Source organism: Pseudomonas fluorescens, assembly GCF_001307275.1.
GTDB classification, from domain to species: domain Bacteria; phylum Pseudomonadota; class Gammaproteobacteria; order Pseudomonadales; family Pseudomonadaceae; genus Aquipseudomonas; species Aquipseudomonas fluorescens_AA.
On sequence record NZ_CP012831.1, the window covers coordinates 3,621,234 to 3,647,673 of the forward strand.

Sequence of the window (26,440 nt, forward strand, 5' to 3'; positions counted from 1 at the left end):
CGACTCATGCATGGGAGATGTCTATGAATAAGCAAACGGGCTTTACGCTGATCGAGCTGCTGATCGTCGTGGCGATCATTGGCATTCTGGCGACCTTTGCGTTGCCGCAATATTCCAAATATCAGGCACGGGCCAAGGCTACGGCCGGGCTGGGGGAAATTTCTGCGTTGAAGGTACCGTACGAGGACATGATGAATCAGGGGACCAGCCCGACGGCGGCCAACATGAACATCACGACACCTACCAGCAACTGCGCAATCGCAGTCACGGGCACTGCCGCGGCAGGCACGGGGACCATCGTTTGTACCCTCTCGAATGCTCCTGCTGCCGTAGCGGGTAAGACAATCACCCTTAGTCGTGATGCCGCCGGCGTCTGGACATGCGCATCTAACGCTGCCAAGGAATTCCTGCCGGCTGGCTGCCCTGGCGTCTGATTTTCAGTATTGGGAGGGGGCGCGTGCCCTCTCCACATAAATCCTCCGAAATTCATAAGCTTAGCAACCGCTCAAAACCCGCAAGTTGCATGTCCAGAATCAACGCTTCGTGCATTTTGCATGATCATGAAAAATACCGCTTCGCTTAACTTGCTGATTTATAAGAAATTTATAAATTTTTCAAAACTGGCACAGCCTTCGCACTACTCCTGTTAACCCTGCCGGGATGCACCTCCGGCAGTTTCTGAGAAAAACAGGAGTTACTCGTATGAAGAAGTTCGCTATCACTGCCGCCGCTGCTACCGCACTGACCCTGACCATGGCTAGCGCATTCGCCGAGACCACTCAAGCAACTCAGGCTCCTATGATGCTGGCCGCAGGCGAGGTGACAGAGGCCAAGGAAGCCACCTCCGATACCTGGATCACCACCAAAGTCAAAGCTGACCTGGTCACCGAAAAAGGCATTCCAGGTACCGACATCAAAGTCGAAACCAACAAAGGCGTTGTGTCCCTGTCGTCCACTGTTGCCGTGACTGACGCTCAGAAAGACACCGCTGTGGCAATCGCCAAGAAAATCAAAGGCGTCAAGGCTGTATCGGCTGACGGCCTGAAAGCCGAGTAAGGCTAAGACTTCTCGCCTGGACTGGGAGAGGGCACGGCAAGCGGGCTGAGTCATACGCTTGCCGTTGCTTTGGAGTTCATGCGAAAGGCCACAGGGACGTGGCCATTACAGGCCCCCGGCATTCGTGCCAGGGGCCTGTTCTATTCTGGGGAGAAAAAATGTGCGGTCCGGCCGGGGAAATCGAGTTGCCCTTATCGCGAGCAAGCTCGCTCCCACAGGGATCGAGTTCCTTCAGAAAAAGTGATCAAGCTGTTCCACAGGGATCGAGTTCTGCCAGAAGGAATGCGGTCAAATGTGGGAGCGAGCTTGCTCGCGATGGCGGCGGCACATTCACCGTCCCCGCTTGCTGGTGATCTGCACCAGCCGATTCCCCTCGAAGCGCAGGTACTGATACATGCCGCTGTTGGGCCCGTAGGTCCATTCCTCCACCGGGTATTCTTCCCGGCGATTGACACTGCGTTTGTAGCCCAGGTCATCCCGCGCCACAGGCTGCCCGCACTTTTGCAGCACTTCGCTGGAGCGGTCGCCGACGCTGATCAACTGGCTGCCGCAGCGCAGCGTATCGGCCGCCGACGCTTGGCCGGCGGCGAGCAATAGACCCAGGCTGAGCCCGTACACACACTTCATGTCATTCAGCATCCAGGTGCAGAGGAGTGATTACGCGACCGTCGCTTTCGGCCTGGCCGAGGCTGGCGTCGATGAAATACACGCGGTCGTCGGCCAATTGGCCTTTGTCCACCAGGAAGTCCTTGATGCTGCTGGCCCGTTCCTGCCCCAGTTGACGCAATAGCACGTCGCTGCCGCTCCAGAACTTGATCACGCTTTCGCGCAGTTTCTCGATGCGCGCCTTTTTATCCAGTTGCGTCCATTCGGCAGGCGGTTGAGTCTTGAGGCGCGTGCGGTAGATGCCTTCGAGCAGGGGGGGCTTTTCATCCTCGGGCACCTGTATCAGCGAGGCCTGGGCCGGTACTTTGTCGCCCCGACGTTGCAGCATCTTGTAGTAGTTGTACTGGTATTCGCGTTCCAGGCGCTGGGCGGCGAGCAATGGACCGTCGCTGCTTTCGGCGGCGGTGCCTTCGATCTCCAGGCGCAGCTCCGGTCGTTTGCCCAGGGCTTCGGAGAGTTTGAGCAGCGTGCTTTCGTTGTCCTTGCTCAGGTCGCTGGAGCCCGGCGCAAACGCCACGCTGCCCAGGTCTTCCGAGCCGCCCCCGGCCACCAGCCCGCCGATGAGCTTGAAGGGCGCCTGGGCCGCGCGGACCACCAGGTTGCGCAGGGTCTGCCAGACGATCGGCATGACACTGAACTGCGGGTCGTTGAGGTTGCCGCTGACTGGCAGTTCGATGGAAATCCTGCCCTCGGAGTCCTTGAGCAAGGCGACGGCCAACTTCAGCGGCAGGCTGACGGCGTCCGGGCTGTCGACTTTTTCTCCCAGCTGCAATTGTTCGACCACCACCTTGTTCTCCGCCTGGAGCTGGCCCTTGGTGATTCGGTAATGCAGGTCGAGATTGAGCCGGCCCTTGCGGATGCGATAGCCGGCGAACTTGCCGGAGTAGGGCGTCAGGGTCGTCAGCTCGACCCGTTTGAAGCTGGTGGCGATGTCGAGGCTGGCCATCGGATCGAAGGGGTTTACCGCCCCCTTGATGGTGACCGGCGCGTAACGGTCGACCTTGCCCTTGATGTCCACGCTGGCCGGTTGGGCCTGGCGGCTGTCGATGGTGCCGATCTGGCCATTGAGCTGTTGGATGGCCGTGGCGAAATTGGGCGTCAGGCTGAAGTCGGCGAAGTTGGCCGAACCGTCGTTGATGGCGATGCCGCCGATGTGGATGCCCAGCGGTTTTTCCTGGGACTTCGGTTTTGCCGCGGTGCTCTTCGCGCCGCTGTCGGCCGGTTGCGGGATCAGCAGGTCATCGACGTTGGTGGTGCGGTCGTCGTTGATCATGAAGCGCGCGTAAGGCTGGAACAGGTTGACCTTGTCGATGGACAGGCTGTCACCGTGCTGATAGTTCAGGCCTTCGAGGATCAGTTTCTGCCATTTGAGGAAGTCACGGGTCTTGAGGGTGTCGAGGGTGTGCAACTGCTCGACCTGGGCGCGGCCGGTGACGGCGAATGCCAGCGGCTCGGTGCTCTTGAGGTCGACCGCCAGGTCACTGCCGAGCATCCCGGAGCGCAGCTCCAGGCGAATGAACGGGTTGATATACGACTGCGCAACGCGCAGGTCGATGTCCTGGGTCTTGACCTTGAGCCTGGCGCTGATCGGGTTCAGGTTGACCTCGCCATCGGCCAGGATCTTGCCCTGTTTGCCCAACCCGGTGTCCAGCTTGAGGGTAAAGGGCGAGCCATTGAGGGTGTCGTAGTTCTGCAGGTCGAGATTCAGCGGGCCGACCTCCAGGGCCACGGCGGGCTGCGCCTGGCGGTCGGCCAGATGCACCTGGTAGTCGCGCAGTTGCACGTCCTTCAAGATCACTTGCCACGGTTTGCTGGGCGGTGTCGGTTCAGGTTTTGGCGAGTCGGCCGCCGCCGGGGCGGATGCCGGTTCCGCCTCGACCTGCGGTTTGGCTGGCTGGCTGGCGAAGAGCTTCTGCCAGTCCAGTTGCCCGTCCGCCTCGCGAGCGGCCCAGGTTTCCAGCTTCTGGCTGCGGATCTTGCCGACCACCACTTGCTGCTTGGCCAGGTCCACAGTGGTTTCGCTCACGTCCAGGCGTTCGAGTTTCACCAGTGGGCGGCCATCGGGGGCCTTGATGGCAAAGGGCGCGACGCTGAGCGCGACGTTGTTGAGCAGCAGTTCGGTGCCCTTGGCCAGGTTGAGCTTGTAGTCGGTGCTGAGGTTCAGGACACCGTTTTCCAGCACCAGCGGTACGGCGTCGCGCACATAGGGCCACCAGGCTTTCATCTGGCCGCCAGTGACTTTGAGCGTGCCTTGGGAGGCAATCGGTGTGAGGCTGAAATTACCGGTCCAGTCGATCTGTCCGCCTTCGGGACCAGCGGCCACCAGGGTCATGTCGGCATTGTCGTCGGGCAGGGTGCTGAGGTTCTTCAGCTCGAAATCGAGGGTGTCGTAGAGAAACTCGATGGGCTCGCTGGGCCGCAGGTCCTGGAAATGCACGTAACCGCCGGCCAACTTGATTCGATCCACCCGCAGGGGGAACGGCTTGGCCTCGGGATCGGCGGGCGTCGGTTCGCTGGCCGGCAGCTTGAACAGGCCCAGCAGGTTCAACTGGCCGTCCTTTGCGAACACCACTTCGGTCTTGGGCTTGTCCATCTCGATGTCGACCAGGTGCAGGGCGCCAGACCACAAGCTGTCGAGTTGCAAATTGGCGTACAGCCGTTCGAAGCCGAGCTGCTCCTTGCCTGGCTCGCCGATATTCAGGCCCCAGAGGGTGACTTCAAGGCTGAAGGGATTGAGTTCCACACGCTGGATCTGCGCCGGCACCGTCGCATGGGCGGCCAATTGCTGGTTGGCGATGCGCAAGGCGATGCCTGGCAAAATCAGAAAACCCAACAGGCTGTAGAGGGCCAGTGCGGTCAACAGGGCGCCGAAAGCGCGAATCAATCCTTTGGGCATGTGCGGCTTCATCTAGTGTGAATTCGGAGTGCCTTGGAGTATGGCATGCGTTTACGGTTCCGAAGCCACTGTGATTTATGAGAATTGTCTGGTTTTCTCGGTGAAAATTCCGACGCGGGCCTAGAACTGGAGGATCAACGTCTTGAGCGGTGGCTGCCGGTCCAGGGAAGGGAAATCGCTGCCGGGCGTCAGCACGCTCCACTCGCGCACCGGGCGGCCGGCTTTTTCCGCGCAACGCAAGACCTGGTCGCGCCAGTCGTCCATGGACACTTTTGCCAGGTTGTTGCAGCAGATCAGCACGCCATTGTCGGCGGTGGTGAGCAATGCCGGCTTCAGCAGGCTTTGGTAGTCGCGCAACAGGTCGACGGTGCCGAACGCGCTTTTGGCCCAGGCCGGTGGATCGAGCAGCACCAGGTCGTACTGGCGTTGTTCCAGGCGCACGTAGCTGGGCAGTTTTTGCCCACGGCGCTGGCTGATGGGCAGGCCGGCCAGCTGGCGAATCGCCGGGAAGTAATCCGACTGCACGAACGCCATCGGCGGCAAATCGGGGTTGAGCAGGCCGTTTTCGCGACCCACCGCCAGGTTGCCTTCGGCGAAGTCCAGGTTGCACACCTCCCGCGCGCCACCGGCCGCTGCGCTCAGGCCGACGCCGCAGGTGTAGGCGAACAGGTTCAACACGCTTTTGCCGCGGCTGTGTGCCTTGACCCAGCCTCGGGCGTTGCGCAGGTCGAGAAACAGCAGTGGATCCTGCCCGGCATGGCGGCCGCGAACGCGATAATTCAAGCCCCATTCATGCCCGACCAGGTCTTGCAGGGCGGCTTCGTCAGCCTGATAGACCGTGTCCTGGCGGTCGACGCGCGAATTGCCCCGGGCGCGGTCGTTGTAGACCAACAGGGTTTCCAGGCCCAGCCGTTCGTTGACGATGCCGTGCAGTTGCAGCAGGTCGTCCCGCTCCAGCGACTGATGGAAGCTCTGCACCAGCAGTTGCGGGCCGTAGCGGTCGAGGGTCAGGCCGGGCGCGCCTTCCTGGCTGCCGTGGAACAGGCGATAGCAGTCGGTGCCTTGCTGATGCAGTTGGCCGAGCAGCTCCTGACGCTGGTCGAGGGCGGCGCGCAGCGCCTGATTCAAGGAAGACATGCCGGGCGCGCCTTAGAGAAATGAGGCGCGGGAGTTTAGCAGTTATGGCTGGCGTGGTCCCTGTGGGAGCGAGCTTGCTCGCGATGGTGGTCTTGCATTCAACATCGATGCAGACTGACAGGGCCCCATCGCGAGCAAGCTCGCTCCCACAGGAAACATCAGCGATTCAGGCGCTTGTCGATCAGCCCCTCCACCACGCTCGGATCGGCCAGGGTCGAGGTGTCGCCGAGGCTATCGAGTTCGTTGCAGGCGATCTTGCGCAGGATACGCCGCATGATCTTGCCCGAACGGGTCTTGGGCAGCGCGGGCGCCCACTGGATCAGTTCCGGCTTGGCGAAGCTGCCGATTTCCTTGCTGACGTGGGCCAGCAATTCCTTCTTCAGCTCGTCATTGGCCTCCACACCGTTCATCGGCGTGACAAAGGCATAGATACCCTGGCCCTTGAGGTCGTGGGGATAGCCGACAACGGCCGCTTCGGCGATGTTGTCGTGCAGCACCAGGGCGCTCTCCACCTCGGCGGTGCCGATGCGATGCCCGGAGACGTTGATCACATCGTCGATGCGCCCGGTGATCCAGTAATCGCCGTCTTCGTCGCGGCGCGCGCCGTCGCCGGTGAAGTAATAGCCGGGGTAGGGCTTGAAGTACGTGTCCACCATGCGTTGGTGGTCGCCATAAACACTGCGAATCTGCCCAGGCCAACTGGATTTGATCGCCAGTACACCGCTGCCGGCGCCGCTGATTTCCTTGCCCACCTCATCCAGCAAGACCGGTTGTACACCGAACATCGGCCGGGTGGCGCAGCCCGGTTTGAGCCGTGGGGCACTGACCAACGGGCTGAGCATGATGCCGCCGGTTTCGGTCTGCCACCAGGTATCGACAATCGGGCAGCGCTGTTCGCCTACCACGTTGAAATACCATTCCCACGCCTCCGGGTTGATCGGCTCACCGACGCTGCCGAGCAATCGCAGGCTTTTGCGGGACGTTTCCTGCAACGGTCCGGCCCCTTCGCGCATCAACGCGCGCAGGGCGGTCGGTGCGGTGTAGAAGATGTTGACCTGATGCTTGTCGATCACCTGCCAGAAGCGCGAACTGCTGGGGTGGCTCGGCACGCCTTCGAAGATCAGCGTGGTGGCGCCGTTGGCCAGCGGGCCGTAGACGATGTAGCTATGGCCGGTGACCCAACCGACGTCGGCGGTGCACCAGAACACTTCGTTGTCGCGGTAGTCCAGCACGTACTTGAACGTCATCGCCGCTTGCAGCAGGTAACCGCCCGTGGTGTGCAGCACGCCCTTGGGTTTGCCGGTACTGCCGGAGGTGTAGAGGATGAACAGCGGGTCTTCGGCGTCCATCGGTTCGGGTGGACAGTCGTCGCTCATGTCGTGCATGGCTTGGTGATACCAGAGATCACGACCTTCAACCCAGCCCACCTCACCCTGGGTGCGCTCGACCACCAGCACGGTGCTGACGTTCGGGCAGCTTTCCAGGGCCTTGTCGACGTTGCGCTTGAGCGGTATGAAGCGCCCGCCACGCACGCCTTCGTCAGCCGTGATCACGGTGCGGCAATCGGCATCGAGAATCCGGTCGCGCAGGGAGTCCGGCGAGAAACCGCCGAACACCACCGAATGCACCGCGCCGATGCGGGTGCAGGCGAGCATGGCGTAGGCGGCCTCGGGAATCATCGGCATGTAGATGCAGACCCGGTCGCCTTTCTTCACGCCGCGGCTTTTCAGCACGTTGGCCAGGCGGCACACATGGTTGTGCAGTTTCTTGTAGGTGATTTGCGCCGATTCGGCGGGGTTGTCGCCTTCCCAGATGATCGCGACCTGTTCGCCACGAGTGTCCAGGTGACGGTCGATGCAATTGGCGCTGACGTTCAGCTTGCCGCCGGCGAACCAGGTCGCGTCGCCGTTCTTGAGGTCATAGCGCTGGACGGTTTGCCAGGGCGTCATCCAGTCGAGAAAGCGTGTGGCCTGCTCGGCCCAGAAGGCGCTGGGGTGTTCGATGGATTCCTTGTAGAGCCGCTTGTACTCGTCCTGACTCAGTTGCGCAGCCCGGCGGACGGCATCGGCGTGGGGGTACTGGCTGATATCGAACATGACGGTTCCTTATTCTTGTTTTTGCGACAAGTCATAAAGATGCGCCGAGTAGCGGGAGGGTTCAAGTCATGCACAAACAACTGTGGGAGCGAGCTTGCTCGCGATGGCGGTGTGTCAGTCAACATGAGTGTCAACTGATCCACCGCCATCGCGAGCAAGCTCGCTCCCACAAAGGTCAGTACTTGGAGTGCGACCTACGATCAGCCGCGGTGACGCCCGCGGAAGTAGTTGATCAAGCCCTGGGTCGAGGCATCTTCGGCCGGGTTCTCTTCGCTGCCCACCAGGCGGTTGTAGACGCCCTTGCCCAGTTCCTTGCCCAGTTCCACGCCCCATTGGTCGAAGGCGTTGATGCCCCAGACCACGCTTTGCACGAACACTTTGTGCTCATACAACGCCACCAGTGCGCCGAGACGCCGTGGGCTGATGCGTTCGACCACCAGGGTGTTGCTCGGACGGTTGCCCGGGATCACCTTGTGGGACGCCAGTTTCTGCACCTCTTCTTCGCTGGCGCCCTTGTCCCGCAGCTCGGCCTCGGCCTCGGCGCGGGTCTTGCCCAGCATCAGCGCCTGGCTCTGGGACAGGCAGTTGGCGTACAGCCACTGGTGATGGTCGGAAACCGGGTTGAAGCTGACGATCGGCACGATGAAGTCGGCCGGGATCAACTGGGTGCCCTGGTGCAGCAACTGGTGGTAGGCGTGCTGGCCGTTGCAGCCGACGCCGCCCCAGATCACCGGGCCTGTGTCGGTCGACACCGGGGTACCGTCCTGGCGCACGCTCTTGCCGTTGGATTCCATGTCCAATTGCTGCAAATGCTTGGTGATGTTACGCAGGTAGTGGTCGTATGGCAGGATCGCATGGCTCTGCGCACCCCAGAAATTGCCGTACCACACGCCCAGCAGCGCCAGCAGCACCGGCATGTTCTGCTCGAACGGGGCGCTCTGGAAGTGCTGGTCCATGGAATAGGCGCCGGAGAGCAATTCCTTGAAGTTCGACATGCCGATGGCCAGGGCGATCGGCAGGCCGATGGCCGACCACAGCGAGTAACGCCCGCCGACCCAGTCCCACATCGGGAAGATGTTCTCTTCACGGATGCCGAAGGCCACGGCGGCGGCGTTGTTGCTCGACACGGCGATGAAGTGGCGATACAGCTCCGCTTCGGAACCACCCTGGGCCAGGTACCAGGCACGGGCGGCCTGGGCGTTCTTCAGGGTTTCAAGGGTGTTGAAGGATTTCGACGAGACGATGAACAGCGTGGTCTCGGCGCGCAGCTTCATGGTCAGTTCATGGAACTCGCTGCCGTCGATGTTCGCCAGATAGTGGCAGCGAACGCCTTTTTGCGCGTAGGACAACAGCGCTTCGGACACCAGTTCCGGGCCGAGGAAAGAACCACCGATGCCGATGTTCACCACGTCGGTGATGGGCTTTTCGGTGTAGCCGCGCCACAGGCCGTCGTGAATGCGGCCGACCAGGTCAGTGATCTGGTTCAGCACTTTATGCACGTCTGGCATCACGTTGACGCCGTTGACCAGCAACTTGTCGCCCACCGGCCGACGCAGGGCGGTGTGCAGGGCCGGGCGGTTTTCCGAGGCGTTGACGATTTCGCCCTCGAACAGCGACTTGATCGCGCCCTTGAGGTCGACTTCGTTGGCCAGGCCCACCAGCAGGTCGCGGGTCTGGGCGTTGATCAGGTTTTTCGAGTAGTCGAGAAACAGGCCGCAGCTCGACAGGGTGAATTGAGTGAAACGCTGCGGATCGGCATTGAACGCTTCGCGCATGCTGAAATCCTGCATGGCTTTGCGGTGGTCATTCAGCGCTTGCCAGGCTGGCAGAGCGGTCACGTCATGAGGGGTTCGGTAATACGCCATCGCTGCGGGTTTCCTTTTTACTTGAACGACCTTTTGTACACTAAAAATTCCGGCGCGGCTCGAGGTGGGCATCCGGACACTGCATCGACATGATCGCCAGACGCAGGGCGACTACAGTAAACCTCGCGTTGCAATCTGTCTTGACTTTGTCTGACCGGTTCCCGGTACTTTTTTATACAACGGGATGGGAAGGGTCCGACAGACGGAACGCAGATGACTCTCTGTGGGAGCGAGCTTGCTCGCGATGGCGTCAGGTCAGCCGACATCGATGTCGACTGATGCATCGCTATCGCGAGCAAGCTCGCTCCCACAGGTTTTTGTGATGTTTCAGGCGGGGGTGTCGAGGTCCAGATGCAGGTTGTCGATCAGGCGCGTGGTGCCGAGGAAGGCGGCCACCAGAATCACCAGGTCGCGGTCCTCGCTCAACGCCGGGCGCAGGGTCTTGGCGTGACGGATTTCCAGGTAATCGGGACGCAGGCCGGCAGCTTCCAGTTGCTTGAGCTGTTCGCCGATCAACGCCGGGAAATCCCGCTGGCCCTGTTTGATTGACTCGGCGATCTGGCTCAGGACGCGATAGACCACGGGCGCGACGGCACGTTGATCCGGGCTGAGGAAGCCATTACGCGACGACAGCGCCAGGCCATCCTCGGCGCGGACGGTGGGCTCGCCGATGATCTGGATCGGCATGTTCAAGTCATGGACCAGGGCGCGGATCACCGCCAGTTGCTGGAAATCTTTCTGGCCAAACACCGCCAGGTCAGGCTGGACCATGTTGAACAGCTTGCTGACCACCGTCGCCACACCCTCGAAATGCCCTGGACGGCTGGCGCCGCACAAGCCTTCGGACAATTGCGGGACGCTGACGCGGGTCTGTCCGGCCATGCCGTCGGGGTACATTTCTTCGACGCTGGGGGCGAACAGCAGATGGCAGCCGGCCTGGAGCAGTTTTTCCTGGTCGGCTGCCAGGGTGCGGGGGTATTTGTCCAGGTCTTCGCCGGCGCCGAATTGCAGCGGATTGACGAAAATGCTCGCCACCACGAAGTCGGCCCGTTGTGCGGCCTTGGTGACCAGCGCCACATGACCGCTGTGCAGGTTGCCCATGGTCGGCACGAAGGCGATGCGTTTGCCTTCGCCGCGGGCACGGGCCACGGCGGCGCGCAGTTCGCGTACGGTTTTGACGGTGTTCATGCAGAAAATCCGTGTTCGGCACCCGGGAACGTCGCGGCCTTGACTTCAGCGACGTAGGTGCTCAAGGCGCCCTGGATGGAGGTTTGCCCGGCCATGAAGTTCTTCACGAACTTGGGCACGCGACCGGTAATTGACAGCCCGAGCATGTCGTGGAGCACCAGCACCTGGCCATCGGTGGCGTTGCCGGCGCCGATCCCGATCACCGGGATCTTCACCGCCTGGGTGATTTCTTCCGCCAGCTCGCTGGGTACGCATTCGAGCAGCAGCATCGCCGCGCCCGCCTGCTCCAGCGCAATCGCATCGGCACGCATCTGCCGTGCCTGGTTCTCATTGCGGCCCTGGACCTTGTAGCCGCCGAGAATATTCACCGCTTGAGGGGTCAGGCCCAGGTGCGCGCACACTGGAATGCCCCGTTCGGCCAGCAGCCGAATCGAATCGGCCAGCCACAACGCGCCTTCGACCTTGATCATGTGGGCACCGGCCTGCATCAGCATGGCGCTGTTGGTCATGGTTTGTTCGAGGGTGGCGTAGGCCATGAACGGCAGGTCGGCGAGGATCAGCGCATCGGTGTTACCGCGTTTGACGGCGGCCACATGGTAGGCCATCTCGGCGGTGGTCACCGGCAGCGTGCTGTCGTGACCTTGCAGCACCATGCCGAGGGAATCGCCCACCAGCAGCACTTCGACACCGGCCTCATTGCAGGCATGGGCGAAGGTTGCGTCATAGCAGGTCAGCATGGTGATTTTTTCACCTTTTTGCTTGAGACCTTGCAGCGTGGTCAGGGTAATAGCTGGCATGAAAAAGTCCTCATTAGGCGCTCGTGAATGACTGCGAGTAACGCGCATGATTCGTTATCTATACAGGCGCACCTTCTATGCGTGGTGCTTGTAAGGCCTGGATTGCGCCCTTTAGTGCCGCGTTGGCGGCAGCGGGACGCCTATAGTCGTGAGGAGCAATCGGGAAGTCAATTGGATGTGTTACCGGCGGGTGTTACCGGGGTTACTGATGCGTTTCAGCGTAGAGGCGTGTTTCGGATCTGACTGCCGGGTCCCGAAACCTGTGGGAGCGAGCTTGCTCGCGATGGCGGTGTGTCAGTCACCCCGGATGCTGGATGTGCCGACGCTATCGCGAGCAAGCTCGCTCCACAGGGGGATGGTCTTCGTCAGTGGGCGGGCAAGCGTTCCAGGCCGGCAAACGGGCACGCGGCAAGCAGGTCCTTGAGCAAGCGCCCATCGGCCAGGCGCAGGTCGGCGGGGGCCAGTTCGGCCAGTGGGTACAGGACAAAGGCCCGGGCCTGCATGTGGTAGTGGGGGACCTTGAGGCGGGGCTCGTCGATCAGGCGCTCGCCGAACAGCAGGATGTCCAGGTCCAGGGTGCGCGGCCCCCAGCGTTCGAGGCGTTCGCGACCTTGTCCGGTTTCGATGGCTTGCAGCGCATCGAGCAGGTCCAGCGGTGCCAGGTGGCTGTCCAGCGCCGCCACCGCATTGGTGTAGCGCGGCTGGCCGGGTAGCAGGGAATCGCTTTGATAAAACGCCGAGACACCCACCAGTTGGGTATCGGGCAATTGCGCCAGCGCCTGGACGGCACTGCGCAATTGTTCGGCGGGTTCGGCCAGGTTGCTGCCCATGCCGATGTAGATACGTTCCATCGATTACTCGCCCGATGCGCTCGGTACACCGGCACGCTTGCGCTTGGCACCGCTGCTGCGGCGACGCTTGCGTGGGCCGCTGGCGCCGTCATCCTTGCCGCTGAGCTCACGAATCATATCGCGGCGCTCGCTGTCGTTGGCGTCCTGGTAATCGGTCCACCATTCGCCCAGGCCATCGGTCTGCTCGCCCGCGCTTTCACGCAGCAGCAGGAAGTCGTAGCCGGCGCGGAAACGCGGGTTGTCCAGCAGCAGGTCGGCACGTTTGCCGCTGCGCCGTGGCAGGCGCTCCTGCATGTCCCAGATCTCGCGGATCGGCATCGTGAAACGTTTTGGAATGGCGATGCGCTGGCACTGTTCGGCGATCAGCTCGTGGGCGGCTTCCTGCATCGCCGGGATCGGCGGCATGCCACGGTCTTGCAGGCGCAGCACCCGGGCCGGCAGGGCAGGCCAGAGCAAGGCGGCGAACAGGAACGCCGGGGTCACCGGCTTGTTCTGCTTGATGCGCAGGTCGGTGTTGATCAGTGCTTCGCTGATCAAGGTGTGGGTATAGGTCGGGTTGTGCTCCAGGGCCTCGGCGCTGGCGGGGAACAGCGGATCGAACAGCTGCAGGTCCACCAGCATCTCGAAGGTGTCTGCCGCGTTGCCTGACAGGAACAGTTTGAGCACTTCCTCGAACAGGCGCGCCGAGGGGATCTCCCGCAGCATGGGCGCCAGTTCGCGAATCGGCATGGCGCTGTGTTTTTCGATGCCGAAATCCAGCTTGGCGGCGAAACGCACGGCACGCAGCATCCGCACCGGGTCTTCCTGGTAGCGCTGCTTCGGATCGCCGATCAGGCGGATCAGACGATTGCGAATGTCGTGTACGCCGTTGGCGTAATCGAGGATGCGTTCGCTGACCGGATCGTAATACAGGGCGTTGATGGTGAAGTCGCGGCGTTGCGCGTCTTCTTCCAACGTGCCGTAGACGTTATCGCGCAGGATACGTCCGCTCTCGTTGCGGGAAGACTGGTTGCTGTCTTCCTCTTCATCGTTTTGCGGATGATTGGCGCGGAAGGTTGCCACTTCGATGATCTCGCGGCCGAAGTGGATATGGACCAGCTTGAAGCGCCGGCCAATGATCCGCGCATTGCGAAACTCGGCCCGTATCTGTTCCGGCGTGGCGCTGGTGGCGACGTCGAAATCCTTGGGGGTGATGTTGAGCAGCATGTCGCGCACGCAGCCACCGACCAGGTAGGCCTGGTAGCCGGCGTTCTGCAAACGTTCGACGATGTTCACCGCATAACGGCTGAACTGGGCCTTTTGCAGCGAATGCTGGCCGCTGTTGAGCACTTCAGGCGTGCTGCGAATGTGTTGCGTACGACGCAAGGGAGAACGGAATGACTGGAACAGCTTCTTCAGCATGGGATGCACTGTTTGAAGGAATATTCGGCCAAAAACGAAGAATGACCGCATGATGGGCGGGGATTCTAGCATTTAGTCGAGGGATGGTGTAGGACGCAGCAGTTTTGAGCTGCAAGCTGCAAGCGACAAGCTTTGTAGGCTTCAAGGAAGGGAAATGACAGAAACCACAAGGGGAGCCGAAGCTCCCCCAGAATTAGTTGCGTGCTCTGTTTTTATTATTGGTTTCGGGCTTCTTGTTTTTGTTGAGTGCCCGCGCCACGAGGTTTTCCCTTCGTGACCCTCCCAATCGGGAGCCAAGAGCAAACGGATTGCTTTGGTCGCTGTGTTGCAGTGATCAATCGATCCAACCAGTTCAGGCACCTGTCTTGAGACAGTTTTTATTGTTCTCGGCCTGGTTGTGGGGCAAGCCCCAAATACAACGCCTCTCCAAAAGAATCAGTTAGCTGCGCCTCTCGCCGTCTTGTTTTTATTGTGCGTGAGTCGATTCGTCTTATTTTTATTGTCTTTTGCATTGCTTGTTATTGTTCTTGTACCAAAGCTATAGCAGGGTGCGTGCCAACTTTTGCGAACCCCAGATAAACCGGGGGTTCTATGGTTATAGCCATTTTTCCGAGGCGAAAAAAAGCCGGGGTTTCGTTACCGTAAACCCCGGCTTCTGTTACGTGAAAAGGACTGAGGTAACAGTTTTTTCACATTCCCTGTGGGAGCGAGCTTGCTCGCGATGGGGGATCAGCTTGCCTATGGCGCGACTGACACACCGCTATCGCGAGCAAGCTCGCTCCCACACAGTCAGCTTTCGCTGGTCGCCCCGGTCTTGCGCCGTGGAATGCCCAGGCGCTGGCGCCGTTCCCACAGGCACTTGCGGCTGACGCCCAGCTTGCGTGCCAGTTCGGTCTCGGTCATGTGGTCCTGGTGCTCGAGGACGAAATGCTGGAAGTAGTCCTCCAGGGACAGGTCTTCGGTGGGTTCGTGGCTGGTGTTGTTGGCAGCGCCGCCCTGTTGCGGGGCCAGGCCGATGAATTCTTCGTCGTCCAGGTCACTCAGTTCGATGTCGATGCCCAACAGGTCGGCAGAGATTTCCGGGCTCTCGCACAGGATCACCGCCCGCTCGACCGCGTTTTCCAGCTCCCGAACGTTACCCGGCCAGGCGTAATGACGAATGGCCTGTTCGGCGTCCGGGGCGAACTTGAGGTCGGTGCGGTTGACCCGCGCGCTCTGGCGGGCCAAAAACGCCTGGGCGATTTCATTGACGTCCGCGCCGCGCTCGCGCAGGGCAGGGAGCTTCAAGGCGATCACGTGCAAGCGGTAATACAAGTCTTCGCGAAACTGGCCGATTTTCGCCAGGCTCTTGAGATCACGGTGGGTGGCCGCGATCAGGCGGACATCGACCTTCTGCGACTGCACCGAGCCGACCCGGCGGATCTCGCCTTCCTGAAGTACCCGCAGCAAGCGCGCCTGGGCCTCCAGTGGCAGCTCGCCGATTTCATCGAGGAACAACGTGCCGCCGTCCGCCGCTTCCACCAGCCCGGCGCGCCCGGCGCTGGCGCCGGTGAACGCACCTTTCTCGTGACCGAACAGTTCGGACTCGATCAGGCTCTCCGGAATTGCCGCGCAGTTCACCGAAATCATCGGTGCCTTGGCTCGGCGCGACAGGTTGTGCAGGGCGCGGGCCACCAATTCCTTGCCGGTGCCGGACTCGCCCTGGACCAGGACATTGGAGTCGGTCGGCGCCACTTTGCGGATCTTGCTGTAAAGGTCCTGCATGGGCGGGCAGGAACCGATGATGCCGATCTCGCCATTGCTGTTGCTGGCCCCGACTTTCGCGGAGGCGCTGGCCTTGCCGACGGGTTCCACCGGGTTGCTGGTCGCCGCCTGTCGGTCACGCAGGATGCGGGCCACGGCCTGGAGCATCTCGTCGTGGTCGAACGGTTTGGCGATGTAGTCCACGGCGCCCATTTTCATGGAGTCGACCGCCGAGCGCAGGCTGGCGTAGCTGGTCATGATCAGCACCGGCGTGCCCTGGCCGAGCTTGATCAGCTCGGTACCCGGGGCGCCAGGCAGGCGCAGGTCGCTGACAATCAGGTCGAACGTGGGGATGCTGAAACGTTCTTGTGCTTCCTGCACTGAACCGGCTTCGCTGACCTGGTACTGGTTGCGTTCCAGCAGGCGGCGCAAGGCGGAGCGGATAATTGTTTCGTCTTCGACGATCAAAATGTGCGGCATTGATTCGATTCTCTCGACGGTCTCAGTTCACAGCGGACGTCGCTTCGACATGACGCGGCAAGGTCACCCGGATACGGGTGCCGCGCTGGCTCTGAACATCGGCCGGGCTGTCGATGGTGATTTGTCCATAATGCTCTTCAACGATGGAATAGACCAGTGCGAGGCCCAGACCGGTGCCTTCGCCAGGATCCTTGGTGGTGAAGAAGGGTTCGAACAATCGGTCCATGATGTTCTGTGGGATACCGCTGCCTTCGTCTTCGACGATCAGGTCGACCGTGTGTTCGAAAGCTTCGCTCTTGACCCGCACCGCGCTGCCGGCCGGTGAGGCGTCCCGCGCGTTGGAGAGCAGGTTGATCAACACCTGGGCGAGCCGCTGGGGGTCGCCGTCGACCCAATGGTCCGGGTCGCACAGGTTGAAAAATTGCACCTCGAAATTGCGCCGGTTGAGGGCCAGCAGACCAATGGCATCCTGGGCCACTTCGGCCAGGCAGACGGGCTCGTCATTGTGCTGGTGACCGCCGGCATGGGCGAAGCTCATCAGCGATTGGACGATGCGCGACACGCGCTTGGTCTGTTCGAGGATCTGGCCGCTGATTTCCGTCAACTCACCATCGTCCTCGCGCTCTTCGCGCAGGTTCTGCGCCAGGCAGGCGATGCCGGTGATCGGGTTGCCGATTTCGTGGGCCACCCCGGCGGCCAGCCGGCCAATGCTTGCCAGTCGTTCGGAGTGGACCAGCTTGTCTTCGAGCATCTGGGTGTCGGTCAGGTCTTCCACCAGCAGCACCAGGCCGCTGTTGCCCGGTGCCAACGGCTCGTCGATCGCCGCCTTGTGCAGGTTCAGCCAACGGGTCTGGCCGTCGAGGGCCAGGTGCTGTTTGTGCAGGTGCTCGTCAGGCAGGTCGATGAAGCCTTGCAGCAAGCCTTTCCATGGCTCGCCCAGGGTGCTCAGGCGGGAACCGACCACGCGCTGGGCGGCGATTCCGGTCAGTTCTTCCATGGCCTTGTTCCACATCAGGATTTCCTGGTCCTTGGCCAGGGAACACACGCCCATCGGCAGTTCCTGCAGGGTCTGGCGGTGGTAACGGCGCAAGGCGTCCAGTTCGGCGGCCAGGCCGGTGAGGCGCGAGTGGTAATCCTCGAGGCGGCTTTCGATGAAGTGGATGTCTTCGGTGACATAGTTCTCGCCGCCGGCCTTGTAGGGCAGGAACGTCTCGACCATGTCCTGGGCCACGCTGGGGCCCATCAGGCCGGACAGGTTGGCCTCGATCCGGTCCCGCAGGCGACGCAAGGCATACGGGCGGCGTTCATCGAAGGGCAGGTAAAGGTCACGCAGGGCCTGTTCGACTTCCTTTTGCGCGGCTTTGGCGCCCAGGGGCTTGGCCAGTTGGGTGGCGAACTCCTGGGGCGAGGCGGCGTGGAGTTCACGGCGCTGCGGACGACGAACATTGTCGACCGCACAGGCTTCGGCGGCGCTGGCCTCTTCGCTGCTGGCGTTGGTGAACAGCGAGATCAGGGTGAACATCAGCACGTTCGCTGCCAGGGAAGCGATGGCCGCCATATGCCAACTGGTGTCGTCGAGCACGTAGATCATGTTCAGCAGCGGAATATAGAAACCCTGCAAGTTACCCATCAGCGGCAGCAGCATCGCCACCAGCCACACCAGGATCCCCGCCAGCAGGCCGGCGATGAAGCCGCGGCGGTTGGCGGTCGGCCAATACAGTACCGACAGCACGCCGGGCAGGAACTGCAAGGTGGCGACGAAGGCGACGATGCCCAGGTTGGCCAGGTCCTGCCCGTCGCCCAGCATCAGGTAGAAACCGTAGCCGGCCATGATGATCGCGACGATCAGCGCTCGCCGGGTCCATTTCAGCCAGCGGTAGATGTTGCCTTCGGCCGGTGGCTGGTAGAGCGGCAGCACCAGGTGGTTGAGGGCCATGCCCGACAAGGCCAGCGTGGTGACGATGATCAGGCCGCTGGCCGCCGACAGGCCGCCGACGTAGGCCAGCAACGCCAGGGCCTTGCTGTTGGCGGCGATGCCGATGCCCAGGGTGAAATATTCCGGGTTGGTGCTGGCGCCCAGCTTCAGGCCGGCCCAGAGGATCAGCGGCACCGCCAGGCTCATCAGCAGCAGGAACAGCGGCAGGCCCCAGCTGGCGCTCACCAGCGAGCGCGGGTTGAGGTTCTCGGTAAAGGTCATGTGGTACATGTGCGGCATCACGATGGCCGAGGCGAAGAACACCAGCAACAGCGTGCGCCACGGGCCTTCCTGCAAGGGCGTGTGCAAGGCGGCGAGGGCGGTCTGGTTCTGCAGCAGCCACACTTCCAGCTGTTGCGGGCCGTCGAACACGCCGTACAGGGCATAGAGACCGACGCCGCCGATGGCGATCAGCTTGATCACCGACTCGAAGGCGATCGCGAACACCAGGCCTTCGTGTTTCTCCCGCGTGGCGATGTGCCGGGAACCGAAGAAAATCGTGAACAGGATGATCAGCACACAGAAACTCAATGCCACCCGGTGCTGCACCGGTTCGCGGGTCAGGATGCTGATGGAGTCGGCCACGGCCTGTATTTGCAGGGCCAGCAACGGTAACACCCCGACCAGCATGAAAATCGTGGTCAGGGCGCCGGCCCAGGTGCTGCGAAAGCGAAAGGCGAACAGGTCGGCCAGGGAGGACAGTTGGTAGGTGCGGGTGATTTTCAGGATCGGGTAGAGCAACACCGGCGCCAGCAGGAACGCGCCCGATACACCGAGGTAACTGGAGAGGAAACCATAGCCGTACTGATAGGCCAGCCCGACCGTGCCATAGAACGCCCACGCACTGGCATAGACACCCAGCGACAGGGTGTAGGTCAGCGGGTGGCGGATGATCGCCCGGGGAATCATGCCCCGTTCGCTGATCCAGGCCACGCCGAACAGCACCGCCAGGTAGGCGGCGCTGATCAGGATCATCTGGGTCAGGCTAAAGCTCATCGGCATCTTTTTGGCTCTGCAGGATGAAGGTCACGACAATCAGGATCAGCCAGAGCAGATACGGCCGATACCAGGCACCCGTGGCATCGATCCACCAATCCATGATGGCCGGGGAGAACAAGTAAATCCCCACTACCAGGAGCAGGACCAAGCGATAGATATACATCCCGGCCTCTCTAATTTATGCGCGTGCCCGAAAACGTGCGGCGATGGTAACGGATGGGCGCCAAGCTGCAAGGGCCGTCAACGTATTTGCGCTTCGGGCAGGCTCAGTGTGCGCGGGATCTTGCCCGCGTCCCAGTGGCGAATGCCCCAGGCCAGCAGTTCCCGTGGGCTGGCGTCGTCCAGTTCGAGGCCCGGTTGCTGGCCCAGCGCGCGCAACGCCCGTAGCAGCAGCGGTGTGGCCTGGTCGGCCGCCAGTGGCGGTGAACGGTAGGACTTGCCGAGCTTGTGCCCGTCGGGCTGGGTGATCAACGGCACGTGCAGGTAACGCGGTTGTGGCAACCCGAGCAGTTCTTGCAGGTAGAGCTGGCGCGGCGTGGAGTCCAACAGGTCGGCGCCGCGCACGATATCGGTTACCCCTTGCCAGGCGTCGTCCAGGACCACGCCCAATTGATAGGCATAGAGTCCGTCGCGGCGGCGGATCACGAAGTCACCGACTTCACGGCCCAGGTGCTGGCGGAACTCGCCCTGGACCCGGTCGGTGAAGTGGTACTCGAGCTCGGGGACGCGCAGGCGGATGGCGGCGTCTTCGGTGCCGTGCCCGGCATTGCGGCACAGGCCCGGATAAATGCCCTGGTACGCCTCCAGTTGCTTGCGCGAACAGGTGCAGGCATAGGCCAGGCCTTGGCTGAACAGCCGGTTGATGACTTGGTCGTAGGCGTCATGGCGCTCGCTTTGGCGAACCATTTCGCCGTCCCATTCAAACCCGTAGCTTTCCAGCGCCTTGAGAATCGCCGCTTGCGCGCCCGGTTCTTCCCGGGGCGGGTCGAGGTCTTCCATGCGCAGCAACCAGCGCCCGTCCACGGCCCGGGCATCCAGGTACGATGCCAGTGCGGCGACCAGCGAACCGAAATGCAGGTGGCCGCTGGGGGTGGGGGCGAAGCGTCCGATGTAGGCAGTCATAGGGTGAATGTTACTGGGTCCGGGCGGTGGGCATGCAATCTCGACAACAAAACATATCCCCTTGTGGGAGCGAGCTTGCTCGCGATAGCGACCTGTCAGCCACATCACTGCTGGCTGATCCACTGCTATCGCGAGCAAGCTCGCTCCCACAGGGGGGCATCGAAGCTTGGAGAAAATATCGGAAACAAAAAACGGAGCGTATGAACGCTCCGTTTCGGTAACAGCCCCGGCGATTACTTGCCGACCTGTTTTTCCTTGATTTCCGCCAGGGTCTTGCAGTCGATGCACAGGTCGGCGGTCGGTCGGGCTTCCAGGCGACGAATGCCGATCTCGATGCCGCAGGACTCGCACCAACCGTATTCTTCGTCTTCGATCAGTTGCAGGGTCTTGTCGATTTTCTTGATGAGCTTGCGCTCACGGTCACGGGCGCGCAGTTCGAGGCTGAACTCTTCTTCCTGACTGGCACGGTCGGCCGGGTCGGGGAAGTTGGCCGCTTCGTCTTTCATGTGGTCCACGGTGCGGTCGACTTCCTGCATCAAGTCCTGTTTCCACTTGTTCAGGATCTTGGTGAAGTGCGCGCGCATGGGGGCGCCCATATACTCTTCGCCAGCTTGCGGGACGTAAGGCTCAAACCCGCTGAGCGACTGATTTTGATTTTGCTTTGCTTGGGTGGGCATGAATGGACCGCCTCTACTCTTGTAATCCACTACGCAGGATTGCTCCATCACCGACACCTGCCGGCCCTGCGGCTGCAAGCGGGCGAACTTACCAGATCAAATCGGGCCGCGCTACTCCCGGTTGTCGAGCCTGCGGCGGCCGGGGGCTGTAAAGCGTGGCCGGGTTCGCTTCGGTGGGGATCTAAACCTGCTCAATGCTTGATTCTAGTCAAGCCTGGGCCAATCGCGGGAGTCATTTCCTGCAATTCGAGGGCTCAGACCGCTTTGGTCTCGCGCGTGTTCCCGCAGTTGTTCCCGAGTTGGGTAGAATCGGTTCTTTTTCCCTTGAAGGAAGGCCAATGGCTCAGCCCTACAGTGCGCGCAGCCGCGCCATCGAACCTTTCCATGTGATGGCGCTGTTGGCTCGCGCCAACGAACTGCAAGCCGCCGGGCATGACGTCATCCACCTGGAGATCGGCGAGCCGGACTTCACCACCGCCGAACCGATCATCCAGGCCGGCCAGGCCGCGCTGGCGGCGGGCAAGACCCGTTACACCGCGGCCCGTGGCATTCCTGAGCTGCGCGAAGCCATCTCGGGTTTCTATGGCCAGCGCTACGGGGTGGACATCGATCCTCGACGGATCATGATCACGCCGGGCGGTTCCGGCGCGTTGCTGCTGACCAGCGCCTTGCTGGTGGACCCGGGCAAGCATTGGCTGTTGGCCGACCCCGGCTATCCGTGCAACCGTCATTTCCTGCGCCTGGTGGAAGGCGCGGCGCAATTGGTGCCTGTGGGGGCGGATGTGCGCTATCAATTGACGCCGGACCTGGTGGATCGTCATTGGGACCAGGACAGCGTCGGTGCGTTGGTGGCCTCGCCAGCCAACCCGACCGGGACGATTCTCACCCGGGACGAGTTGGCAGGGTTGTCCAAGGCCATCAAGGGCCACAACGGCCATCTGGTGGTGGACGAGATCTATCACGGCCTGACCTATGGCACCGACGCCGCCAGTGTGCTGGAAGTCGACGACGACGCCTTTGTCCTTAATAGTTTTTCCAAGTATTTCGGCATGACCGGCTGGCGGCTGGGCTGGTTGGTGGCCCCTTCGGCGGCCATCGGCGAGCTGGAAAAACTTGCGCAGAACCTCTACATCAGTGCGCCGAGCATGGCCCAGTACGCCGCCCTGGCCTGTTTCGAGCCCGCCACCATCGAAATCTTCGAGCAGCGGCGGGCCGAGTTCGCGCTGCGCCGCGACTTTCTGCTGCCGGCCTTGCGTGAACTGGGCTTTGGTATCGCGGTGGAGCCGCAAGGGGCGTTTTACCTCTATGCCGATATCAGCACCTTCGGCGGCGATGCCTTTGCGTTCTGCCAGCATTTCCTGGAAACCGAACACGTGGCCTTCACCCCGGGTCTGGATTTCGGCCGTCATCAGGCCAGCCACCATGTGCGCTTCGCCTATACACAGAGCTTGCCGCGGCTACAGGAAGCGGTGGCGCGAATCGAACGTGGACTGCGGAGCTGGCAAGGCTGATGCGTTTTTCCCCTGCGTTGGAAGAAGGTCGTCTGATTCGACGTTACAAGCGTTTTCTCGCTGATATCGAGACCGTTCACGGCGAACTCCTCACTATTCACTGCCCCAACACCGGCTCGATGCTCAACTGCATGGCTGAAGGCGCGCGCGTCTGGTTCAGTCGCTCCAGCGACCCCAAGCGCAAGTTGCCCGGCACCTGGGAAATCGGCGAAACCCCTCAAGGGCGGCTGGCCTGCATCAATACCGCGAGGGCCAACGCTTTGGTCGAAGAAGCCTTGCGCGCCGGAGTCATCAGTGAACTGAACGGGTTCACCGGGCTCAAGCGTGAAGTGGCTTATGGCGTGGAAAACAGCCGCATAGATTTTCGCCTGGACTACGCCCAAGGCTCGGCCTGGGTCGAAGTCAAAAGTGTCACGTTGGGTTTCGATGGCACCCAGGTGGCGGCGTTTCCCGATGCGGTCACGCTGCGCGGAGCCAAACACCTGAGGGAGCTCGCCGGCCTGGCCCGGGAAGGTGTGCGGGCGGTGCAGCTGTATTGCGTGAACCTGAGTGGCATCGAGGCCGTGCGCCCGGCACACGAGATCGACCCGGTATACGCCGCAGCCCTGCGTGATGCGGTGGCGGCGGGGGTGGAAGTGTTGGCCTACGGAGTGACGTTGACGCCCGAGCAGATGTGGGTGGACCGTGCGTTGCCAGTGTTGCTCGAACCGCTACTGTTCGACCCAGATGCCTTGCTCGTCCTCCCGGCTGTCTAGCGCGGCCAGGAACTGACCGGCGCAGGGGCCGGCCACGCATTCACCGCTCTCGATCAGGAACAGCGCGCCGTGAGTGGCGCACTGGATCAGGCTGGCGCTGGGATCGAGGAACTGGTCGGGTTGCCATTCCAGCGGCACGCCCCGGTGCGGGCAGCGGTTGATATAGGCATATACCTGGCCGGCGCGTCGCACGGCCAGCACCTTGCGCCCATCGAGGTCGAAACCGCGACTGCCGTTGTCGGGCAGTTCGGCGGCGGTGCAAAGAAACTTCATGTGTGTCTCTATATGTCTGTCGGAGTGAGCGTCTGTGGGAGCGAGCTTGCTCGCGATAGTGGTCGATCAGCCAACATTAAGGTGACTGGTACACCGCTATCGCGAGCAAGCTCGCTCCCACAGGGGCTTCATGTAGCAAAAGATCCACGCTTGACGGTCAAATGAAAACAATTATCAAATGGCGCCTCCTTCGCAGGTGGTTGAGGATACTTGGCCCGGCCCGGTCCTGCGAAAAACTTCTTTGAGGAAGCTGCCCGATGCGCCTGAACATCCGCGTTGTTGCGCTCTGTGTCGCTCTGTTGGTCAACCAGGGGGCCAGCGCGGCTGAATCGCCGCAGCGTTGGGTCAGCGCCGGCGGCGCCTTGTCCGAGTGGGTCAGTGCACTGGGGGGCGAATCGAAACTGGTGGGCGTGGACACCACCAGCCAGCATCCTGAATCCTTGCGGGCCCTGCCCAGCATTGGCTATCAGCGACAACTGTCCGCAGAGGGCGTATTGAGCCTGCGTCCGCAGATCCTGGTGGGCACCGAGGAAATGGGGCCGCCACCTGTGCTGGCGCAAATCCGCAGCGCCGGCGTAAAGGTCGAATTGTTCTCGACCACGCCAGACCTGCCAACCCTGCAAGGCAATTTGCAGCACCTGGGGCAGTTGCTGGGGGCGCAGGCCATGGCGGCACGGCTGTTCGACCGTTACCAGGAACAGCTCGCCCAGCAACATGCCCGGGTGACCGAGGCCCAGCTCAAGCAAAAGGCTCCCGGCGTATTGTTGTTGGTGGGCAGTTCCGGCGGCAAGCCGCTGGTCGCTGGTCTGGGTACGGCCGCCGATTGGCTGTTACAGCAGGCCGGAGGTCGCAACCTGGCAACCCACAGCGGCTATAAATCCTTTTCAGTGGAAACCCTGGCCAGCCTGAATCCTGACGTGCTGGTCTTCGCCGACCGTGTCTTGAGTGGTGAAGAAGCCCGTGCGGCGCTGTTCAGGGAAAATCCGATTCTTTCCTCGACCCGGGCCGCCAGGGACGGGCGCATCATGGAGCTTGACCCCACGCTGTTGGTGGGCGGATTGGGCCCGCGGTTGCCGCAAGGCCTGGTGAAACTGACGGCAGGCTTTTATCCGGCTGAGCCGGCCGCGGCGCCATGACTTCGTTGGTCAAGCCTCGCACCTTGTTTATCGGCCTGGGCCTGCTGTGTTTGCTGGCAACCTGGCTGTCCCTGGCCCTGGGGCCGGTGAGCCTGCCACTGCTGGACACCTTGCGCGCCGCTTTACGCCTGTTGGGCCTGCCGGTGGCCGCCGATGGCCTGGAACAGGCCGAACTGATCCTCGGCCAGATCCGTTTGCCACGCACCCTGCTGGGCTTGGCGGTGGGCGGGGTGTTGGCGTTGTCCGGCGTGGCGATGCAGGGGCTGTTCCGTAACCCGCTGGCAGACCCGGGGTTGGTGGGCGTGTCCAGCGGTGCGGCGTTGGGCGCAGCCGTCGCCATTGTCGGTGGCTCGGCGTTGGGTGGGTTGCCCGAAGCCTTCGGCCCTTACGTGTTGTCGTTGTGTGCGTTCCTTGGCGGGCTCGGCGTTACGGCGCTGGTCTATCGTCTCGGTCGCCGCAATGGCCAGACCCATGTCGCGACCATGCTCCTGGCGGGCATCGCCCTGACCGCGCTGTCCGGTTCCGCCGTCGGCCTGTTCACCTACCTGGCGGACGACGCGACCCTGCGCACCCTGACGTTCTGGAACCTGGGCAGTCTCAACGGCGCCAGCTACGCGAGGTTGTGGCCGTTGTTACTGGTCAGCGCCGGCGTGGCGCTCTGGCTGCCACGCCGAGCCCGGGAGCTCAATGCGCTGTTGCTGGGCGAGTCCGAGGCAGCCCATTTGGGCGTCAACGTCGAAGCCCTCAAGCGTGAGCTGGTGTTTTGTACGGCCCTAGGGGTTGGCGCGGCGGTGGCGGCGGCGGGCATGATCGGTTTCGTCGGGCTGGTGGTGCCGCATCTGGTGCGCCTGGTGGCCGGCCCCGACCACCGTGTGTTGCTGCCCGCTTCAGTGCTGGCGGGAGCAAGTCTTTTGCTGCTCGCCGACCTGGTGGCACGCTTGGCGCTGGCCCCTGCGGAATTGCCGATCGGCATCGTCACGGCCTTCATCGGCGCGCCGTTCTTCCTCTATCTATTGGTACGAGGGCGCGCCTGATGTTGCGAGCACAAAACCTGCACATTCAGCGTGGCCGCAATACCGTGCTGGCGGACATCGATCTGCTGCTCAACCCCGGCGAAGTACTCGGTGTGCTCGGGCCCAACGGTGCGGGCAAAAGTACCTTGCTGGCGGGCCTGTGTGGTGAGTTGCGGCCGAGCCAGGGGCAGGTCTGGCTCGAAGACCGTCCACTGGCCCAATGGCAAGGTGCCGAGCGCGCCCGTCGCCTGGCGGTCTTGCCGCAGTCCTCGACCCTGGATTTTGCCTTTCGCGTCGAGGAAGTCGTCGGCATGGGGCGCCTGCCGCATCAGAGTGGTCGGCTGCGCGACGAGCAAGTCGTCGTCGCGGCGCTGCAAGCGGCAGACGCCGCGCATCTGCACGGTCGCAGTTACCTGGCGTTGTCCGGCGGCGAACGCCAGCGGGTGCATCTGGCGCGGGTGTTGGCGCAGTTGTGGCCGGGTGAAGCGGGGCAGACCCTGTTACTGGACGAGCCAACCTCGATGCTCGATCCGCTGCATCAGCACACCATTCTCCAGGCGGTGCGTGAATTTGCCGGTCGCGGCGCCGCCGTGCTGGTTATCCTGCATGACCTGAACCTGGCGGCGCGTTACTGTGATCGCCTGTTGCTGCTCGCGTCCGGTCGGCCGGTGGCCCTGGACACGCCCCGGCACGTACTGCGCCCGGAACCGCTCAAGACGGTGTTTGGCCTGGATGTGCTGGTGCAAGACCATCCGGAGCGCGGGCATCCATTGATCATTGCCCGCTGAGGGCGCCCTGGAGGA

22 protein-coding genes are annotated in these 26,440 nt (G+C 62.2%); 7 read left to right on the forward strand and 15 right to left on the reverse strand.

The window, feature by feature from the left end:
• The first annotated feature begins 23 nt into the window (after nucleotides 1-23).
• The gene (locus AO356_RS16040) at nucleotides 24-434 is read left to right on the forward strand and encodes a pilin (protein WP_060743129.1); all 411 of its coding nucleotides are present in this window, start codon (nucleotides 24-26) and stop codon (nucleotides 432-434) included.
• A 268-nt stretch (nucleotides 435-702) separates the two neighbouring features.
• Nucleotides 703-1,056, forward strand: coding sequence for a BON domain-containing protein (locus AO356_RS16045; protein ID WP_053125323.1), 354 nt, complete (start codon nucleotides 703-705; stop codon nucleotides 1,054-1,056).
• A gap of 330 nt (nucleotides 1,057-1,386) precedes the next feature.
• Here AO356_RS16045 and AO356_RS16050 read toward each other — a convergent pair whose 3' ends face one another.
• The 14 genes from AO356_RS16050 to dksA form a co-directional block, all read right to left on the reverse strand.
• Nucleotides 1,387-1,683 carry a DUF2845 domain-containing protein gene (locus AO356_RS16050; RefSeq protein ID WP_060740581.1) on the reverse strand — a complete coding sequence of 99 codons (297 nt, stop codon included), beginning with the start codon at nucleotides 1,681-1,683 and terminating at the stop codon, nucleotides 1,387-1,389.
• A gap of 1 nt (nucleotide 1,684) precedes the next feature.
• Nucleotides 1,685-4,618: a DUF748 domain-containing protein gene (locus AO356_RS16055; protein WP_203225753.1), complete on the reverse strand. Its 2,934-nt coding sequence runs from the start codon at nucleotides 4,616-4,618 to the stop codon at nucleotides 1,685-1,687.
• A 120-nt stretch (nucleotides 4,619-4,738) separates the two neighbouring features.
• The gene (locus AO356_RS16060) at nucleotides 4,739-5,755 is read right to left on the reverse strand and encodes a class I SAM-dependent rRNA methyltransferase (protein ID WP_060740583.1); all 1,017 of its coding nucleotides are present in this window, start codon (nucleotides 5,753-5,755) and stop codon (nucleotides 4,739-4,741) included.
• A gap of 158 nt (nucleotides 5,756-5,913) precedes the next feature.
• Complete coding sequence (gene acs, locus AO356_RS16065; RefSeq protein ID WP_060740584.1) at nucleotides 5,914-7,851, reverse strand: acetate--CoA ligase; 1,938 nt, start codon at nucleotides 7,849-7,851, stop codon at nucleotides 5,914-5,916.
• Between the two features lie 200 nt (nucleotides 7,852-8,051).
• A complete protein-coding gene (pgi, locus tag AO356_RS16070) occupies nucleotides 8,052-9,716 on the reverse strand; it encodes a glucose-6-phosphate isomerase (protein WP_060740585.1) in 1,665 nt (554 codons plus the stop codon).
• A gap of 327 nt (nucleotides 9,717-10,043) precedes the next feature.
• Entirely contained in the window at nucleotides 10,044-10,904 is an 861-nt protein-coding gene (panC, locus tag AO356_RS16075) for a pantoate--beta-alanine ligase (RefSeq protein ID WP_060740586.1), read from the reverse strand.
• Complete coding sequence (panB, locus tag AO356_RS16080) at nucleotides 10,901-11,701, reverse strand: 3-methyl-2-oxobutanoate hydroxymethyltransferase (protein WP_060740587.1); 801 nt, start codon at nucleotides 11,699-11,701, stop codon at nucleotides 10,901-10,903. The genes panC and panB overlap by 4 nt, the downstream gene beginning before the upstream one ends.
• A gap of 365 nt (nucleotides 11,702-12,066) precedes the next feature.
• The gene (folK, locus tag AO356_RS16085; protein ID WP_060740588.1) at nucleotides 12,067-12,552 is read right to left on the reverse strand and encodes a 2-amino-4-hydroxy-6-hydroxymethyldihydropteridine diphosphokinase; all 486 of its coding nucleotides are present in this window, start codon (nucleotides 12,550-12,552) and stop codon (nucleotides 12,067-12,069) included.
• A 3-nt stretch (nucleotides 12,553-12,555) separates the two neighbouring features.
• The gene (locus AO356_RS16090; RefSeq protein WP_060740589.1) at nucleotides 12,556-13,953 is read right to left on the reverse strand and encodes a polynucleotide adenylyltransferase PcnB; all 1,398 of its coding nucleotides are present in this window, start codon (nucleotides 13,951-13,953) and stop codon (nucleotides 12,556-12,558) included.
• 789 nt (nucleotides 13,954-14,742) lie between these two features.
• The gene (locus tag AO356_RS16095) at nucleotides 14,743-16,176 is read right to left on the reverse strand and encodes a sigma-54-dependent transcriptional regulator (protein ID WP_060740590.1); all 1,434 of its coding nucleotides are present in this window, start codon (nucleotides 16,174-16,176) and stop codon (nucleotides 14,743-14,745) included.
• A gap of 22 nt (nucleotides 16,177-16,198) precedes the next feature.
• Nucleotides 16,199-19,153 carry a sensor histidine kinase gene (locus tag AO356_RS16100; protein ID WP_162491245.1) on the reverse strand — a complete coding sequence of 985 codons (2,955 nt, stop codon included), beginning with the start codon at nucleotides 19,151-19,153 and terminating at the stop codon, nucleotides 16,199-16,201.
• Nucleotides 19,137-19,313: a hypothetical protein gene (locus AO356_RS31935; RefSeq protein ID WP_003176118.1), complete on the reverse strand. Its 177-nt coding sequence runs from the start codon at nucleotides 19,311-19,313 to the stop codon at nucleotides 19,137-19,139. The genes AO356_RS16100 and AO356_RS31935 overlap by 17 nt, the downstream gene beginning before the upstream one ends.
• Nucleotides 19,314-19,390: 77 nt before the next feature.
• Nucleotides 19,391-20,272: a tRNA glutamyl-Q(34) synthetase GluQRS gene (gene gluQRS, locus AO356_RS16110; protein ID WP_060740592.1), complete on the reverse strand. Its 882-nt coding sequence runs from the start codon at nucleotides 20,270-20,272 to the stop codon at nucleotides 19,391-19,393.
• Nucleotides 20,273-20,505: 233 nt separating this feature from the next.
• Nucleotides 20,506-20,949 carry an RNA polymerase-binding protein DksA gene (gene dksA, locus AO356_RS16115; protein WP_003205639.1) on the reverse strand — a complete coding sequence of 148 codons (444 nt, stop codon included), beginning with the start codon at nucleotides 20,947-20,949 and terminating at the stop codon, nucleotides 20,506-20,508.
• A 338-nt stretch (nucleotides 20,950-21,287) separates the two neighbouring features.
• Between dksA and AO356_RS16120 the strand changes: the two genes are divergently transcribed.
• Both AO356_RS16120 and sfsA read left to right on the forward strand, forming a co-directional pair.
• A complete protein-coding gene (locus tag AO356_RS16120; protein ID WP_060740593.1) occupies nucleotides 21,288-22,460 on the forward strand; it encodes a pyridoxal phosphate-dependent aminotransferase in 1,173 nt (390 codons plus the stop codon).
• Nucleotides 22,460-23,215, forward strand: coding sequence for a DNA/RNA nuclease SfsA (sfsA, locus tag AO356_RS16125; RefSeq protein ID WP_060740594.1), 756 nt, complete (start codon nucleotides 22,460-22,462; stop codon nucleotides 23,213-23,215). Before AO356_RS16120 ends, sfsA begins: the two co-directional genes overlap by 1 nt.
• On the opposite strand, the gene AO356_RS16130 is transcribed toward sfsA, so the two are convergent.
• Complete coding sequence (locus tag AO356_RS16130) at nucleotides 23,171-23,488, reverse strand: Rieske (2Fe-2S) protein (protein ID WP_060740595.1); 318 nt, start codon at nucleotides 23,486-23,488, stop codon at nucleotides 23,171-23,173. The genes sfsA and AO356_RS16130 overlap by 45 nt on opposite strands.
• Nucleotides 23,489-23,745: 257 nt before the next feature.
• Between AO356_RS16130 and AO356_RS16135 the strand changes: the two genes are divergently transcribed.
• Genes AO356_RS16135 through AO356_RS16145 form a run of 3 tightly spaced genes read left to right on the forward strand, consistent with a single transcriptional unit; the run spans nucleotide 23,746 to nucleotide 26,425 of the window.
• The gene (locus tag AO356_RS16135; protein WP_060740596.1) at nucleotides 23,746-24,624 is read left to right on the forward strand and encodes a heme/hemin ABC transporter substrate-binding protein; all 879 of its coding nucleotides are present in this window, start codon (nucleotides 23,746-23,748) and stop codon (nucleotides 24,622-24,624) included.
• A gap of 50 nt (nucleotides 24,625-24,674) precedes the next feature.
• Nucleotides 24,675-25,658, forward strand: a complete 984-nt coding sequence (locus AO356_RS16140) for a FecCD family ABC transporter permease (protein ID WP_170842354.1) — start codon at nucleotides 24,675-24,677, stop codon at nucleotides 25,656-25,658.
• Nucleotides 25,658-26,425 carry a heme ABC transporter ATP-binding protein gene (locus AO356_RS16145; RefSeq protein WP_060740598.1) on the forward strand — a complete coding sequence of 256 codons (768 nt, stop codon included), beginning with the start codon at nucleotides 25,658-25,660 and terminating at the stop codon, nucleotides 26,423-26,425. Before AO356_RS16140 ends, AO356_RS16145 begins: the two co-directional genes overlap by 1 nt.
• Nucleotides 26,426-26,440 lie beyond the last annotated feature (15 nt).

Bases quoted from the DNA above. Each gene is read 5' to 3' on its own strand.
- AO356_RS16040 (WP_060743129.1), top strand. From the start codon at position 24: ATGAATAAGCAAACGGGCTTTACGCTGATCGAGCTGCTGATCGTCGTG.
- AO356_RS16045 (WP_053125323.1), top strand. From the start codon at position 703: ATGAAGAAGTTCGCTATCACTGCCGCCGCTGCTACCGCACTGACCCTG.
- AO356_RS16050 (WP_060740581.1), bottom strand. From the start codon at position 1,683: ATGAAGTGTGTGTACGGGCTCAGCCTGGGTCTATTGCTCGCCGCCGGC.
- AO356_RS16055 (WP_203225753.1), bottom strand. From the start codon at position 4,618: ATGCCCAAAGGATTGATTCGCGCTTTCGGCGCCCTGTTGACCGCACTG.
- AO356_RS16060 (WP_060740583.1), bottom strand. From the start codon at position 5,755: ATGTCTTCCTTGAATCAGGCGCTGCGCGCCGCCCTCGACCAGCGTCAG.
- acs (WP_060740584.1), bottom strand. From the start codon at position 7,851: ATGTTCGATATCAGCCAGTACCCCCACGCCGATGCCGTCCGCCGGGCT.
- pgi (WP_060740585.1), bottom strand. From the start codon at position 9,716: ATGGCGTATTACCGAACCCCTCATGACGTGACCGCTCTGCCAGCCTGG.
- panC (WP_060740586.1), bottom strand. From the start codon at position 10,904: ATGAACACCGTCAAAACCGTACGCGAACTGCGCGCCGCCGTGGCCCGT.
- panB (WP_060740587.1), bottom strand. From the start codon at position 11,701: ATGCCAGCTATTACCCTGACCACGCTGCAAGGTCTCAAGCAAAAAGGT.
- folK (WP_060740588.1), bottom strand. From the start codon at position 12,552: ATGGAACGTATCTACATCGGCATGGGCAGCAACCTGGCCGAACCCGCC.
- AO356_RS16090 (WP_060740589.1), bottom strand. From the start codon at position 13,953: ATGCTGAAGAAGCTGTTCCAGTCATTCCGTTCTCCCTTGCGTCGTACG.
- AO356_RS16095 (WP_060740590.1), bottom strand. From the start codon at position 16,176: ATGCCGCACATTTTGATCGTCGAAGACGAAACAATTATCCGCTCCGCC.
- AO356_RS16100 (WP_162491245.1), bottom strand. From the start codon at position 19,153: ATGCCGATGAGCTTTAGCCTGACCCAGATGATCCTGATCAGCGCCGCC.
- AO356_RS31935 (WP_003176118.1), bottom strand. From the start codon at position 19,313: ATGTATATCTATCGCTTGGTCCTGCTCCTGGTAGTGGGGATTTACTTG.
- gluQRS (WP_060740592.1), bottom strand. From the start codon at position 20,272: ATGACTGCCTACATCGGACGCTTCGCCCCCACCCCCAGCGGCCACCTG.
- dksA (WP_003205639.1), bottom strand. From the start codon at position 20,949: ATGCCCACCCAAGCAAAGCAAAATCAAAATCAGTCGCTCAGCGGGTTT.
- AO356_RS16120 (WP_060740593.1), top strand. From the start codon at position 21,288: ATGGCTCAGCCCTACAGTGCGCGCAGCCGCGCCATCGAACCTTTCCAT.
- sfsA (WP_060740594.1), top strand. From the start codon at position 22,460: ATGCGTTTTTCCCCTGCGTTGGAAGAAGGTCGTCTGATTCGACGTTAC.
- AO356_RS16130 (WP_060740595.1), bottom strand. From the start codon at position 23,488: ATGAAGTTTCTTTGCACCGCCGCCGAACTGCCCGACAACGGCAGTCGC.
- AO356_RS16135 (WP_060740596.1), top strand. From the start codon at position 23,746: ATGCGCCTGAACATCCGCGTTGTTGCGCTCTGTGTCGCTCTGTTGGTC.
- AO356_RS16145 (WP_060740598.1), top strand. From the start codon at position 25,658: ATGTTGCGAGCACAAAACCTGCACATTCAGCGTGGCCGCAATACCGTG.